Raw genomic sequence first — 13,263 nt, 5'->3', positions numbered from 1 at the left:
CAGGGCAGGAGATCTCATGAGCAACATCAGCATCATCGGCACCGGGAACATGGCCCGCACCATCGGCGCGCGGGCGATAGCGGGCGGCAACACCGTCGAGGTCCTGGGCCGCGATCAGTCCAAGGCCGCTGACCTGGCCAAGGCTCTCGGCGGCGGCGCCACGACAGGAGAATGGGGCACCGCCCCGGCCGGGGACATCGTCATCGTGGCCCTGTTGCACGACGGTGTCGTGCCGGTCGTCGCCCAGTACGGAGACGCTCTCGCGGGCAAGGTCATCGTCGACATCAGCAATCCGTTCAACTCCACGTTCGACGGGCTGGCCCACCGCGAGGAGACCTCGATCGCGCAGGAAGTCGCCAAGGCGGCCCCGGCCAGCGCCGGCGTGGTGAAGGCGTTCAACACCGTCTTCCGCCATGTCCTGGAGAAGGGCCGGCCCGACGTCTTCATCGCCGGCGACAATGCACAGGCCAAGGCACGTGTGGAGGCGTTCATCGAGAGCCTCGGGCTGCGCCCGCTGGACGTCGGCGGCCTGAAAATGGCGCACTGGCTGGAAGGAGCGGGCGTGGTCACGGTGGGCCTCGCCAACCACGGGGTGGGGAACTTGGACTTCGCCCTCAGCATCACCGAACTTCCCGTCTGAGCAAACGATTGACGGAGCCCTCTTCGGAGCGGCTGCCGATCGGGGGACTGAGCCGGCGTGAGGGCGGGGTGCGCAACGGACAGGGCTCCCGTGCCGTTGAGAGAGTGTTCGAAGTCTCAACTCAGCAGTACAGGAGCCCTGTTGGTTCCCTACCCTGCCGCACTCGACCTCCCGCACACCCTGGTTGAGTGAGTCACCATGCTCATCGTCACCCGTGAGGGTGACAGGCGCTGCAAACTCCCGCCGCACCGGCGCGCACTCGTCGCGCTGGTGTACCTGCATCGCCACGACACCCTCGCCCGGATCGCGGCCGGCTTCGGGATATCCGTCGGCACCGCCCACGCCTACGTCACCACCGTCATGGGCCTGCTCGCCGACCGGGCCCCGTGCGTGCTGAAGGCGCTGCGCGAGCACGATCCCGAGTTCGTCCTTCTGGACGGCCCCCTCGCCGAGTGCGACCGCGTCGGCGGCAGCCGCGCTGATTGCTCCGCCAAGCACCGCCGCCACGGCGTGAACATCCAGGTCGTAACCGATTCGATCGGCGAGGTTCTGTGGGTCTGGCCCGCGCTGCCGGGCCGCACCCACGACCTGACGGCGGCCCGCACCCACAAGATCATCCGGATCTGCGAACGCCAGGGTGTCCCCGTCCTCGCCGACCGCGCCCACACCGGTGCCGGCCTGCACGTCACCACTGGCCTGAGACGTCCGCCCTGCGGTGAACTCACCCCCACCAGCGCACCGTGAACCGCGCCCTCGCCCAGACCCGAGCTCCCGTCGAACGCGGCACGGCGCGACTGAAGTCCTGGCAGATCTTCCGCAGATCCCGCATCAGCCCAAACCGCATGACCATCATCGCCAAAGCCATCCTCACCCTGGAGAGGCAACGCTCAAAACGCTCACTGAACTAGGGCCCCGGGGGTCCCTTTCGGTTGCTGGGGTAGCCTGCTGCGGCACCTGCACCACCTGCGGCCGCCCCCTCACCGCAAGCAGAACCACAGCCAGAACCTAACGAAGCACTAGGCAGTGTCCTGGCGATCATGGGCGGAACCAGATGACTACGCTGCCGCTGTCGCGGTGCCGAGGAAGACGTAGCCGCGCTTGTCGTAGCGAGTGGCGACCGTCCTGTGCTGCTTCAGACGGTTGATCGCTCGTTCGATGGTGTTGCGTTTCTTGTACCGCTCTTCGTCGAAGCCTGGTGGCCGTCCGCCGCGTGAGCCTTTGCGCAGGCGGGCTGCCTGGCTGTCGGTCTTCTCCGGGATCGTGTGCCGGATGCCGCGTCGTCGCAGGTATCCGCGGCAAGGTCCGTTGCTGTAGGCCTTGTCGGCGGCGAGGCTGTCGGGCTTGGTGCGGGGCCGGCCCGGACCTGGTGTGACGATCAAGGACAGGGGGCGGCAGCGGCCGTCGGCGCTAAGGTGGAGCTTGCTGGTGAACCAGCCCCGCGAGCGGCCCAGGCCCTCACCTCCAGCACCACCTCCACCAGACGGGCGTGCAGGCTCTGCCACGCGGTCTCGCCCTGGTGTTCTGGCGGTGTGCGGCCCCCTTTGGAGCCTGTACCGGCGGCGGGGCGGTGCGCGCGTCGGCGGCGTGCTGGTGAGCGCGGACGATGGCGGAGTCCACCGAGATGTCCCAGTCGATCTCACCCGCCGCGTCGGCCGCGGCCTGAACCTGCTGGAGCAGGCGTTCCCAGGTGCCGTCGGCCGACCACAGCCGGTGGCGTTCATAGACGGTCTTCCATGGCCCGAACCGTTCGGGCAAGTCACGCCACTGAACACCGGTCCGTACCCGGGTGCAGAATCCCGTCGATCACCTGCCGTGGTCCCGCCACCGGCCACAACGCCTGTTGCTGACCGGCAGGAACGGCCGCAGCCGTTCCCACCTGGCATCCGTCAGCTCTCCTCGCCCCATGTCCACATCAACGACCAGGGCGCGAAGCAGTCACATGATCGGACGGACAAGTCCTCGCAGGTGCTGGTATCCGCTTCCAACTGTGCACACTGCGGGGGAGACCTCAGTGGTCGCCTGCGCGTTCGTTCCCCGGGCACAGATCGAGCGTGGTGCACAACTGGAGCACCTGGTACATCCGGCCGTCGTGCCCCACACCCGTCTCCCCCTCGCCGTGCGGCAGGAAGCGCCACTGCGAGGGCTTGGTGTGCCGGGTGCGGTCCGTTTTCTCCACATGAGCGTGAAGGGTGCGGGCTCTTGAGTCGTTCGTCTCCACCAGGACCTCGTCCGCGGCGATCGGGAAGTGGTCGTGCAGAAGGCACAGGCCGAAACGGTTCAGGTTCCCGTGCTTGGCCAGCACCGCCACCAGGTCCCGGACGAACTCCGCGTCCTGTGGCCCCAGTCCCTGGGATTCCTCGAAGCGGGGAAGAGGGTTCCGCGGAACGGACGACACCGATGTGTCGGTCATGACCCCTCCATCAAATAGTTGACGCTCCAAATAGTTGACGGTCGTTGGATTCCATTATCAGCCACTGGCCGATCTTCTGCAATTCAACGGAAAGCGGCCGATGGAGTGGGCCGCCGGATCACTCGCCGCGTGTCAGGGGGGCATGGCATATGACAGGGGTCTAGCCTCCGTGGGGAGGAGGTTTCGGGGCGATGAAGGGCATCCGGTGGCAGCGCCTTTTACTGCTGATGATGGTGGCCGTGGTGGGGTGGGCCTGTCCCTCGGCACAGGCGCTGCAGAACAACAGGGAATCCTGCTGGGAGAGTCGGCTCGACACCAGTCACGTGACGGCCAGACTCCGATTCGACCAGAACAGCAAACGCTACGTCAAGGTCTATTCTCGTATGACGGTCGACGTGCCTCTGAAAAAGTGGCCCGCAGCAAGGTTTCTGACCTACGGTGAGGAGTCGGCGGAATATCAACACGCAATGCAGTGCCTGCTGCGCGGACCTGACAGCGGCCGACGACTCAAGGAATGGCGCCCAAATGATCCAGTGGTGACGGCCTCCAGTGAGAAAGTCACGGTGCAGTATGACGCCTTCGCCTGGATCGAGGACTACGACCCGATTCGGCTCGGCCCTTGGCAGATCACCAAAGCAACGGAAAAAATGTGGCAAGTGCGACTTCGGCCGCCCACGTTGCAACATGCGCACTGGCAGCTGGTTGAGGTCGACACGGACGGCATGCATTTCAACGACCGCTCCCGGCTGGCATCGTCCTCCACCGAGAACGACCTGGTATGGAGAAACCAGAAACCCACCCTCATCGATTTCGACATCGAACTTCCCTGGCTGCGTACCTGGCTCCTGAGCTATGGCCAGTCATTCTGGAGCAAGCTCGGAGTCGCGGCCTGGTGGGTGTGCGCCTCCGTCGTGATCGCACTGACCGCGCTCCGTACCCAACGGGCGCATTCCGCCGACACGACCGGGACACCAGGCTCCTCGGCGCGGGTCGGAGCCGTGGGCAGCGGAGGCAGCGACGGCCTCACGCGGATCGTCCTGCAATGGGCCCTGCTCAGCGGGGCGATCGCCCTGACGCTGAGTCTGGTCGTCTCCCAGCCCCCGATCAGCTCCCGGTGGCGCAACCTTGTGTGTCTTGCCGCCGGCCTTGCCCTGGTCCTGGTCGCGCGCCCCTGGTGCAGCGCCATACCGGTCACCGCCCCGGACACCACAGCCGATGGCTCCGACATCGCCCGAGACCACCGGCGGCGCCAGGCGCACACCGTGATCGGCGTGGCGTCGACGATGGCGGCGGTCGGCGCGCTGGTAGTCCTGGCGCCTCAGATGTTCGGACTGCCCCAGAGCCTCGCGTCGAAAGCGGAGCCCAGCGTCCTCGGCAACGTCGGCTACGTACTCATGGGCCTGGCTATCCTGTGGTTGTGGCTGGCCGCCATGGCTGCCTGGATGTGGCGTTTCGCGCGCGAGGGCACACTGGTCCCCGCCTCCTGGACCCGCCGGTGGGACAAGACGCCGGTGCGCTGTATCGCGGTGGTCTCCGCGCTGCTCCTCGCGGTCGCAGAAAGCATGCTCGGTTGTTTCTGGTGGGTGAACGAGAACCAGTGGAGAAGGACCACCTGGCTCACTGATCCCGACCCCGTGTCCAGGCATGGCACCTACGCCAGTTCCTACCGTGCGGGTTTCGCGTTCAGCGATCTGACGTGGATGTTCGACTACAGCTGGCTCTTGACGGGTGTCGCACTCTTCGCCCTGCTGCACTTCCGCGCCAGGACACAAAGCACACGGTCCGGCCGTAAGCGGGAACGGCCCGCCCTGGGCCCGGAAGGGCCCGACCTGCTGCTGACCGCGGCCGTGTTCGCCTTCACTGTGGGGCTGCGGGGCGCCACCTTCGCGGGCTTCTACACCCAGTACGGCGTGTGGCTCATCCTGAACATCGGCTCGCTGCTCGTGGTTCTCGCGGCGGGGCGACGGTGGTCGGTCCTCAGCCAGATGGGTCACCACTTCTGCGTGAAGAGACTGAGAACGAAGAGGCGTCGAGGTGAGCTGATGACGAAAGCCCACGAATACCGCTACGTCAACCACCAGTTGCAGTTGCTGGACCAAGGACGTGCCGGGGATGTCACTTGCGAACAGTTGGAGGGGCGGCTACGGGTGCTGCGCCATTGGCTGGTGGACGGATGCGGCCGGAAGAACCCACCCGACCACCTTTCCGTCCTGGACGCCGCCCTGGCCTGGGGCCCGGAGGGCGACTGGTGGACCAACGGCGTGCACGCCGCGAAGGTGGCCTTCTGCTTCGGAGTTCCGGCCAGCGGAGCCCTGCTCTATCTAGACTCGCAGGACCCCTGGAACATGACACGGCTTGCCTTCGAGCCCACCGCGATCCCGGCGCTCGTCGCAAGCATCATCGCGTATCAGACGGCGTGGGCCGGTGCCGGTTTCGTCCTGGGCACGCTGTGGCGTCTGCTCCCGGGGCGCCACAGTCCCGCTCGCGCATGGAGCCTGACCTGTTCCTACGCCGTGCTCCCCGGCCTGGCCGCGTTACTGAACAAGTTCACCCACGCGGACTTTCGCGACCTGCTTCTCTATTCCCTGCTCATGCTCATCATCCTGACGATCACCAGCATGTGGATGGACACATCGACCTTCAGGCAGGAGCGACAGTACTGGCCCAGCCGTTTCGCACTGCTCGTGTCCATCTACCAGCTCCGGGGCCTGTCCGCGCACGTCGCCTGGATTCTCGCCCAGGTCGGGGCGGCCGTGGCCATCTGGAGTCAACTGGTCAAACGCTAGCCAGCCCGCCCCGGACCGCCGCCGGCCTACGGGGTCGTGTATCAGGCCGACGGCGTGCGGCCGGTGGAGGCGATCCGCAAGTCCGGTCTGGAATGCGGCTGAACGTCCGCAAGGAACGCCCGCACCCCGGCCCCCAGTTGCGCTTCAACGAAGACCGCGCGCAGAAGGCACTCATGGTACTCATCGAGTTCCGGGCCAAGAACCCTGGTGGGTGATCGGACCTACGGCACCCTCCTGTCCGACCGGCCCGCTGAGTCAACCGAGCACTCTCTCGGCCACGTCGACGCTGGACAGAGGCACCGGCTCCAGACTGACCCCCCGCGGGGCTGCCAGATACTGGTCGAGATTGGGCGGCCGGTAGCTGGTGTCGTCGTCGTAGCGCTCCTTCGCCGACACTGCCAAGAACTCGTTCCCATCGAGCCGGTGCTCGTCCGCCGTGCATCCGATGGGCCTGTGCAGCGGCTTGGCCAGTCGCCATAGTTTCGTCTGTGAGGGGTGCAACGGGCCCGACGTGTCCGGCTGCACGCGGAAGTCGATGCTCTCCTCCGGCGTCATCTCACTGGGGCCGGCCGCGCTGAGCGTCTCGGTTTCGAACTCCAGCCCGTGTCTGCGGGCCTGGTCGACCATCCACAGCAGGGCAATGTCGGACAGGCCCGTCTCCTTGTAGCCGCCGCCGACATCGCAGTGCGTGCCGGCGAACCACACCTGCTTCAGTTCCTGGCCCTGCTCGGCGGCGCCGGGCTTCTGGTGCCACAGCGTCGGCTGGAATGCCGAGCGCTGCTCGTCGATGGCCAGTGCCTGGAAGGCGGCCTTGACCAGGCTGCTCAACTCAGTGTCGTGGAATGCCCACCGATGGTTGAACTCTTCCACGGCCGACTTGAGCCACCCGGAGTCCGGGACCGGGATGCCGAGGGCACCGACGGTATCCCACACTCCGATGAAGTGGATCTCGGGCTCGTGCGCGAACGAGCGGCGGAACAGAGTGGAGGCCACGCCGGTCGGCTTCTCGATTCGGTCGCGGTAGAGAGCCCAAGCCGCCTTGATCCGGTTGGCCTGGTCTCGGCGTACGATGCCGCTGTTGCGCACCAGCCCCGCCAGGCTGCGGACGGTGAATGCGCCCCGGCTGAAACCGAAGAGGAACAGCTCGTCGCCGGGCTCGTAGGCTTCGACGAGGAAGCGGTAGGCGTCGATGATGTTGCGGGACAGGCCGATGCCGAACGCGCCGCCGCGCAGGTGGTCCGACCATTGGGTGCCTACGCCGCTGTGGTAGTAGACGAGCTGGTCCTCCCCGGCAGTGGGCCCCGGGCGTACGGACAGGGCGAGCTTGGCGACGTTGGTCTTGCTCGGCTGGTCGGCGAAGTCCCATGTGCCGTCGCAGCAGACGACCAGACGCTTGGTCATGACCATTCCTCCTCGACAGGGTGAAGTACCTTCCGTCCCGCACCGAGCGTCGTCCTCGACGCAGAAGGAACGGTCTAGTAACCGCGCGGAGGTCGGCTTGGGTCGGCCTGCTGGACGAGGGCGGCGAAGTTGGAGCCGGACTGGTTGACTTTGTAACGGGCACGCACGTAGTTGATGGTGGCGCACATGTCGGCCACCACGTCGTAGGGAGTGGTGGCCGTACCCGCCTGGTGGTACTCGGCGAAGGTGATGGGAATGCACTGGGTGGCGCCCCGGGAACAGTTCTGCGGATGCCTGTCGGGCATGATCGGCCCATGGGCGTTGACGTCCGTGGTGTTCACCCGCCAATGCGGGTCGTTGTAGGCGGACTCACGCTTGGTGATCGTGACCAGTGCCGGGACCCCGTAGGACGGGTCCATGCCGGTGAGGCGGCACGCAGTACGTGCGTACGCCTGCATCGCGGCTTGTCCTGTCTGGTTACCGGGGTCCTGGTAGGTCACCTGGGTCAGACTGAGCCTGCCTGCGGGACCTGCGCTCCGGCAGTCCACGGCAAAACCGCTCTGACGGCCCAGCTCCGACAGTGACGCGCAGCCGGGGATGCCGTCGGCGTCGGCACCGGTATAACCCTGAGCACGCTGCTCTTCGGCATAAGCGGCTCTGGTCTGGTCCTCGAAGTGGCCGGTGGAACCGGCCGGGATCATATGGCCACGGGCGATCAGGGCACGTTGAACCGTACGAATATCCTCATTCGACAGGCCGTACTGGACATTGGCGAGCGCAACCATGGTGATGTGCTCCTCTCAAGAGGCCGCCACGGCACGTCACTCACCACGCGAGCCGTCGTGGCCGAGGCGCCGCCGGGGTCTTGTCCAACAGATCTCGTCGAACCGCCCAAATGGCCCTGCCTGACGCTCTCTTTCCATGTTCGACCGTGGGCGGGAGATGTCAATTCGAGGCGAGGTGCGCTAGGCGGCCGCATTGATTAGCGTGGGCACAGGACCTGCGAATGGAAGAAAGGAGGGATGTCATATGTCCGTCCCTTCATTGAACCCGCAGTCGTCTAAACCTCAACGACGAAGCAATACCGTCTGGGTGGTCCTGGCCGGCCTGCTGGTCCTGGGCCTGCTCAGCTGGCTGGCTCTGGCCCTGCTGTGGAAGAACGCCGACAAACTGCCCAGCGTCATCGGTTCCATCGCAAGCCCGATCGTGGCCATCGTCTCCGCCTACCTCGGACTCAGGATCGGCAGCGAGCAAGGACTGGCCGGAACCACCGCGGCCACCGAGTCCCGCGAGAGAGCCGAGAAGAACGTCACAGCCATCCTCGCGGACCTCCCACCCGAACAGGCCGCGAAGTACACCCAGATGATCGGCGCACCGACTGCGCCGCCCAACACGGCTCCGTGGGCTGCGCCCGTCGCACCGCCGCAGAGCGGTGCGAGTGATCAGCAGTAGTCGGCTGTCAGCACCATGCGACCAATGCTGCCTTGTCCTTGAAGTTTCCGAGATCCTTGTCCACCGGCTGGGCGCTGTACTGGTGGAAGACCCAGGGATGTTCGATGTCGGGCTTGCCGGGACGGCCGTTGTATTCGGCGATCCACAGGCCGTCGCCGGCGAACGACGTCGTGTCACGGTGCAACCAGAAATCGCGGTCGCAGTACAGGATCACTTTGTGGCCGGGTGCTTTCTGCTGTACCCGTTTGATCCATGCGTCCTTCCACGCCCCCGATATTCCGGGGTCCTCCCAGTCCAGGGCGAGGATGTCACCGTCCACGAGATGGATCTGGGACAGGAAGTAGTCGGCCTGAACTTCGAACGGTCCAGGGCGGGCGAAGTGGTAGAAGCCGGTGACCAGTCCCGCGTTACGGGCGGTCTGCCGCTGGGCCACCCACTTCGGGTTCGTGTAGCTGTGACCCTCCGTGACCTTTATGAACACGAAGTCGAGCCCTGAGACGTCGTATCTGTCCGACTGGATCGAGGAGACGTCGATGCCATTGGTGCTCACCTGAGGCCCCTTCCCTCGGAGTGGACATTTCGAATTTAAGAATACGTCGGTCGGTCAAGTGCCGCTGGGAACGGGAGTAGTTGAGGAGACAATTTACTCCGAGGTCTTCGTGGTCCGGCTCCGAGAGCGGCGGGAATGGGGGTGCTGCTTCCCGATGGGCGGCGTAGGGTGGTGGGTGAGCAGAACATCTGGTCCGGAGCGTCGAATCGTGCCCTCCGGACCCTGTAGGGCAGCGTCCCGTGTCCGGGGCCCGAACCGAGAGACCCGACTGATCGGCCCCGGTTCCAGGCGCACCCTAATGACAGTCCGTGCTGTGCGCGGGTACGTGATGCGCGGGAAACGACCATGAGTGGTTTCTCCGACCAGCTGATGGTCCGGTACCTGGATCCGACGCGGGTCCAGCAACTGCTGGCACCCCCGGACGATCCGAACCGGGCGCGGATGCGGTCCTTGCTGGCCGCGGTCTACGAACCCAGCACCCTGGAGGTGCGGTTCGTGGACGCGGTCCAGGTCACCTCGACCACCTTCCAGGTGCCGGTGAGCGCGCCGGTGACGGTGCGTGGGAACTGGGAGAAGCTGCTGCCGGAGATCGCACAAGCGCGCGCCGTCCTGGAATTCCCGGGACTGGCGCCGCCGCTGTGGATCGACCTGGCGCTCGAGACTGTCGTCACGGCGAGGGTCGCGCTGACCGACGGTGCGTTGGAGTCCCTGGCCTCCGAGCAACTCTCGGGGCTCTCCCAGGCGGACTTCGTCGCCCGGTTCGCTTTCCTCGACCTCGACGAGCTGATGCGCCGCGCCAAGGTCGCCGACTACCAGGAACTCCAGGCGGAGTTCCCCCGGCTGTACCGGCTGCACTACGCACAGCCGCCGGCCTTTGACCCGAACGCGCCCGCCCGCCGATACCGGCTGCGTGTCTCCGTGTTGTTCCTCCCGGACCTCGACCTCGCCGCAGCGCTGCGCCGGCTGGTCCAGAGCCGACAGGCGCTGGACGACACCCGCCCGCGTCCCGAGGAGTACGACGGCGGGACCCTGCTGGCCGCCAGCGCGTGGCTGGCGGTGTTCCCCGAAGCCGCGCTCCCGGCCGCCGACCCCGTCGGAGCGGCGAAGCAGACGACCGACCTGCTCGCCGCCGACGGCTTCGTTGCGGCGTTCGAGGGGATTTCGTGAGTCGCCAGGATTTCGTACATCAGTGAGTTGGGCCGAAGGAGGCGGAGAGGACACCCAGCACAGGCGGGCGGAGCAGCCCAGGGGGCGCGGCCGACGCGGTGCGCAGCGGCGTGCCGGGTTGCGGCGCCGCGTGCGGCAGGCGCCGCAACGGGACAACGCTTCGTCAGATATCGCGTCGTCACGCAGCACGTAAGGAGCGGTCGATGCCGGTCAAGTACATCGATGTCCGAGCCAGCAGCGAACTGTTCGCGCCGGAGGTCAGGGCCTTCGGCGACATCGCCATCGTCGGCAAGGGCGGATTCGGAAGCCCGGCCTCGGACGCCGAGGAGTTCACCTCGCCGGGGGCGGCCACGCAGTACCTCAAGGCCCTCGGCGGGACCACACTGTCGGCCGACGCGGCCAAGGGCGCGAACAGCGTCACCGCGTCGGCGAGCGTTCCGGCGCCCGTGCTGGTGCGCTTCACCGCGGACAAGGTGACGGAGGTGCACACGGTGACCGCCGTCGCCCCGGTGCTGCCGCCCGCCCCTCCACCCGCCCCTCCACCCACCCCTGCGGCGGGCCCGCCTGTCGCTCCGCCCGCTCCGGCCGCGCCCGCCGCGTTCACCCTCACCCTGGACGCCCCGCTGAGCGCCGCCTACCCCACTGGTTCGAAGGTGACCCAGGAGAGCGACAGCGACCTCCTGCGCGCGGTCCGCACCGCGTTCGCTCAGACGCCGCCGCCGACCGTGGTCTGGGGTGTTCCGGTGGACTACGCCTCACCCCAGTGGGACGACGGGCTGACCAAGGTTGACAAGCTCGACGTCCAGATCGTGTTGCTGGCCAACACCCCGCTCAACGCGACGACCTCGGGCACCCTCACCGTGCTGAAACAGCATGTGACGGCGGACCTGGGCGACGGCAAGGAGCGGATCGGGGTGGCCATGCTCGACCCCGCCGTGAAACAGAGCGACCTCAAGTCCCTGGTCTCCCCGACGGTCATCGACGAGCGGATGGTGCTGATCGCCCACAAGTCGAACGACGACGTCGCGGCCGCCCTGGCGGGGGTCATCGCCGGGTACGAGCCGCACATCTCACTGCTGCTCAAGCCCATCAGCATCGCCATGACCGACGTGTTCTCCGACACCGAGATCGACGGATTCAACGACGTCCTGGTCAACTGGGTCACCAGGCCGGTCCTGCTGCCGGGCCAGGCGCTCTACCTCGGAGAGGGCTACACCTCCGACGCGAGCCACGACAAGAAGTACGTCGACATCGTCCGGACCCTCGACGACATCAACTTCCGGATCAAGGCCGCGCTGATCGAGGTGATCGGCAACCTGCGGATCTCCCGGGTCGGGCTGCGTGCGGTCGAGACCATCGTCCAGTCGGTGCTGGCCCCGCTCGTGTCCCGGCAGGTGATCGCGGACTTCAGCATCGTGATCCCGCTGCTGACACTGCTGGACAAGGACCCGGCCGACCTGTCGGCGGCGGAGGCACAGGAGATCAGCGACGCCCGGGCCGGTCGTCTCGTCGACATGACCGTCCAGGTTGTCTACGCGGGCGCGATCCACCGGTTGAAGATCGATCTCGTCCTCAAGGGCTGAGCGAGCGGGACGAGCGAGGGAGTGAGAGACCATGCCCGACGCCTTCAAGTGGGACAGCCGGCTGACGGTGATGCTGAACGGCAACCCGGTGACGCCGATCGACTCGTTCAATCCGACCTTCAACGTGCCGGTCCAGCCGTTGCATTCACTGGAGGCGGACAACGTCGCGCACATCGTCCAGCCGCACGCGTTCACCTTCACCATGGCGGTCAAGGCGATCGGCGCGGCGGTGGCGACGCTCACCGGCCTGGCGCTGTCCAGCACCGCCTTCAGCATCGGGGTGCAGCAGGCCAAGGGGAGCGACTGGACGTTCAAGAACATCGCCTTCAACGACTGCTACATCACGTCCGTGGCCAGCACGATCGTGATCGACGGGGTGCCGACCACCACCTTCAACTGCATCTGCCTGCAGGCCGTCCCGGCCTAGGCCCGCGCGCCCGAGGAGGACCCGATGTCGGACTCGAACCCGCTACCCGAACCGGACCAGGACAACGCGCAGGCGGTCGAACGTCCGGGGCTGATCGAGGTACACCCGGGCGACCGCGTCGTGCCGGCCCCCGGTTCGCAGGCGGCCGTGTCCGTCCGCTCCGGCACCGAGATCCACTACTACTTCCCGATCCACGTCGTCCTGACGGGGGATGTCGCGGAGACGGCCAAGAAGGACATCGCGTCCAGCATCTGGAACGCGCTGTACAAGGCGCTGAGTTGAGCGCGGGTACCGCAGAGGCCGGTCGGACAGGCGGGACCAACAGAACCGGAGGAGCCCGGGAATGCCACGGATGTCGTGCCACTTCCCGATCACGGTGTCGATCGTCGGAGAGCCGTCGGCAGCGGGTCTGGAGCAGCTCGGGCGGGCCGTCGAGGAGGCGCTCGCCGAGCGGTTCCGGCAGGCCCAGCAGCTCCTGACGACGGTGACCGCCCGTGAGCACGCCGTCCCGGTGGTGACCGGCGGCGAGCCGAGGGACCCGCTGCGGACCGGTCCGGGCAGGCGGATCTACCGGGTGCCCTCCTTCGACGGCGGCGGCGCGCTGAAGCCCGTACGGCTCGCGGCAGCCGCGCCCCCGTCGCGCGATCCGGCGCTGCTCTCGGACGCCCAACTGGACACCGAGTACCTCCAGGTGCGGAGTTGGCTGCTCGGCCACGGCGCGCCGGACGCGGCCCACGCCGGGATGCGGACGTACGCGGACGCGCTGGAGGAGGAACTGCGCCACCGGTCCGCGGCCGCGACCGGGGCCGGGGCCGCGACCGGGGCCGGGGCCGCGACCGGGGCCGGG

At 67.0% G+C, this 13,263-nt stretch carries 12 protein-coding genes and 2 pseudogenes; 9 read left to right on the top strand and 5 right to left on the bottom strand.

Going from position 1 to position 13,263, the window contains the following annotated elements; translation table 11 throughout:
• The first annotated feature begins 16 nt into the window (after positions 1-16).
• Both ACFC8N_RS23405 and ACFC8N_RS23400 read left to right on the top strand, forming a co-directional pair.
• On the top strand, positions 17-640 hold the full coding sequence (locus ACFC8N_RS23405; RefSeq protein WP_376289460.1) for an NADPH-dependent F420 reductase: 624 nt from the start codon (positions 17-19) through the stop codon (positions 638-640).
• 198 nt (positions 641-838) lie between these two features.
• Positions 839-1,548 (top strand): annotated as a pseudogene (locus tag ACFC8N_RS23400) (transposase family protein).
• Positions 1,549-1,675: 127 nt separating this feature from the next.
• Here the strand turns inward: ACFC8N_RS23400 and ACFC8N_RS23395 are convergent.
• Positions 1,676-2,545: pseudogene (locus ACFC8N_RS23395) on the bottom strand (IS5 family transposase).
• A 103-nt stretch (positions 2,546-2,648) separates the two neighbouring features.
• Positions 2,649-3,050: a hypothetical protein gene (locus ACFC8N_RS23390; RefSeq protein ID WP_356035083.1), complete on the bottom strand. Its 402-nt coding sequence runs from the start codon at positions 3,048-3,050 to the stop codon at positions 2,649-2,651.
• 191 nt (positions 3,051-3,241) lie between these two features.
• Between ACFC8N_RS23390 and ACFC8N_RS23385 the strand changes: the two genes are divergently transcribed.
• Positions 3,242-5,836, top strand: a complete 2,595-nt coding sequence (locus tag ACFC8N_RS23385) for a DUF6185 family protein (RefSeq protein WP_376289458.1) — start codon at positions 3,242-3,244, stop codon at positions 5,834-5,836.
• Positions 5,837-6,091: 255 nt separating this feature from the next.
• Here the strand turns inward: ACFC8N_RS23385 and ACFC8N_RS23380 are convergent, their stop codons facing one another.
• Both ACFC8N_RS23380 and ACFC8N_RS23375 read right to left on the bottom strand, forming a co-directional pair.
• Positions 6,092-7,237 carry a DUF2235 domain-containing protein gene (locus ACFC8N_RS23380; RefSeq protein WP_376289456.1) on the bottom strand — a complete coding sequence of 382 codons (1,146 nt, stop codon included), beginning with the start codon at positions 7,235-7,237 and terminating at the stop codon, positions 6,092-6,094.
• Between the two features lie 74 nt (positions 7,238-7,311).
• Complete coding sequence (locus ACFC8N_RS23375) at positions 7,312-8,022, bottom strand: hypothetical protein (RefSeq protein WP_376289454.1); 711 nt, start codon at positions 8,020-8,022, stop codon at positions 7,312-7,314.
• A gap of 307 nt (positions 8,023-8,329) precedes the next feature.
• On the opposite strand from ACFC8N_RS23375, the gene ACFC8N_RS23370 reads away from it, so the two are divergent.
• Positions 8,330-8,689: a hypothetical protein gene (locus tag ACFC8N_RS23370; RefSeq protein ID WP_376289452.1), complete on the top strand. Its 360-nt coding sequence runs from the start codon at positions 8,330-8,332 to the stop codon at positions 8,687-8,689.
• 7 nt (positions 8,690-8,696) lie between these two features.
• Here the strand turns inward: ACFC8N_RS23370 and ACFC8N_RS23365 are convergent, their stop codons facing one another.
• Entirely contained in the window at positions 8,697-9,239 is a 543-nt protein-coding gene (locus ACFC8N_RS23365) for a glycoside hydrolase family 25 protein (RefSeq protein WP_376289450.1), read from the bottom strand.
• 345 nt (positions 9,240-9,584) lie between these two features.
• Here ACFC8N_RS23365 and ACFC8N_RS23360 point away from each other — a divergent pair, with 345 nt between their 5' ends.
• The 5 genes from ACFC8N_RS23360 to ACFC8N_RS23340 all read left to right on the top strand — a co-directional run.
• Positions 9,585-10,406, top strand: coding sequence for a hypothetical protein (locus ACFC8N_RS23360; protein ID WP_376289449.1), 822 nt, complete (start codon positions 9,585-9,587; stop codon positions 10,404-10,406).
• Positions 10,407-10,609: 203 nt separating this feature from the next.
• Entirely contained in the window at positions 10,610-11,989 is a 1,380-nt protein-coding gene (locus tag ACFC8N_RS23355; RefSeq protein ID WP_376289448.1) for a hypothetical protein, read from the top strand.
• 31 nt (positions 11,990-12,020) lie between these two features.
• Positions 12,021-12,416, top strand: coding sequence for a hypothetical protein (locus ACFC8N_RS23350; RefSeq protein ID WP_376289446.1), 396 nt, complete (start codon positions 12,021-12,023; stop codon positions 12,414-12,416).
• A 24-nt stretch (positions 12,417-12,440) separates the two neighbouring features.
• Positions 12,441-12,698, top strand: coding sequence for a hypothetical protein (locus ACFC8N_RS23345; protein WP_376289444.1), 258 nt, complete (start codon positions 12,441-12,443; stop codon positions 12,696-12,698).
• A gap of 61 nt (positions 12,699-12,759) precedes the next feature.
• On the top strand, positions 12,760-13,263 hold a 504-nt coding region (locus tag ACFC8N_RS23340; RefSeq protein ID WP_376289442.1), incomplete at its 3' end, for a hypothetical protein.

Origin of the sequence: Streptomyces sp. NPDC055966, from assembly GCF_042269865.1 — a bacterium.
GTDB lineage: Bacteria > Actinomycetota > Actinomycetes > Streptomycetales > Streptomycetaceae > Streptomyces.
Note: the sequence above shows the minus strand (reverse complement) of the source record. Positions and strands in the feature narration are given on the sequence as shown.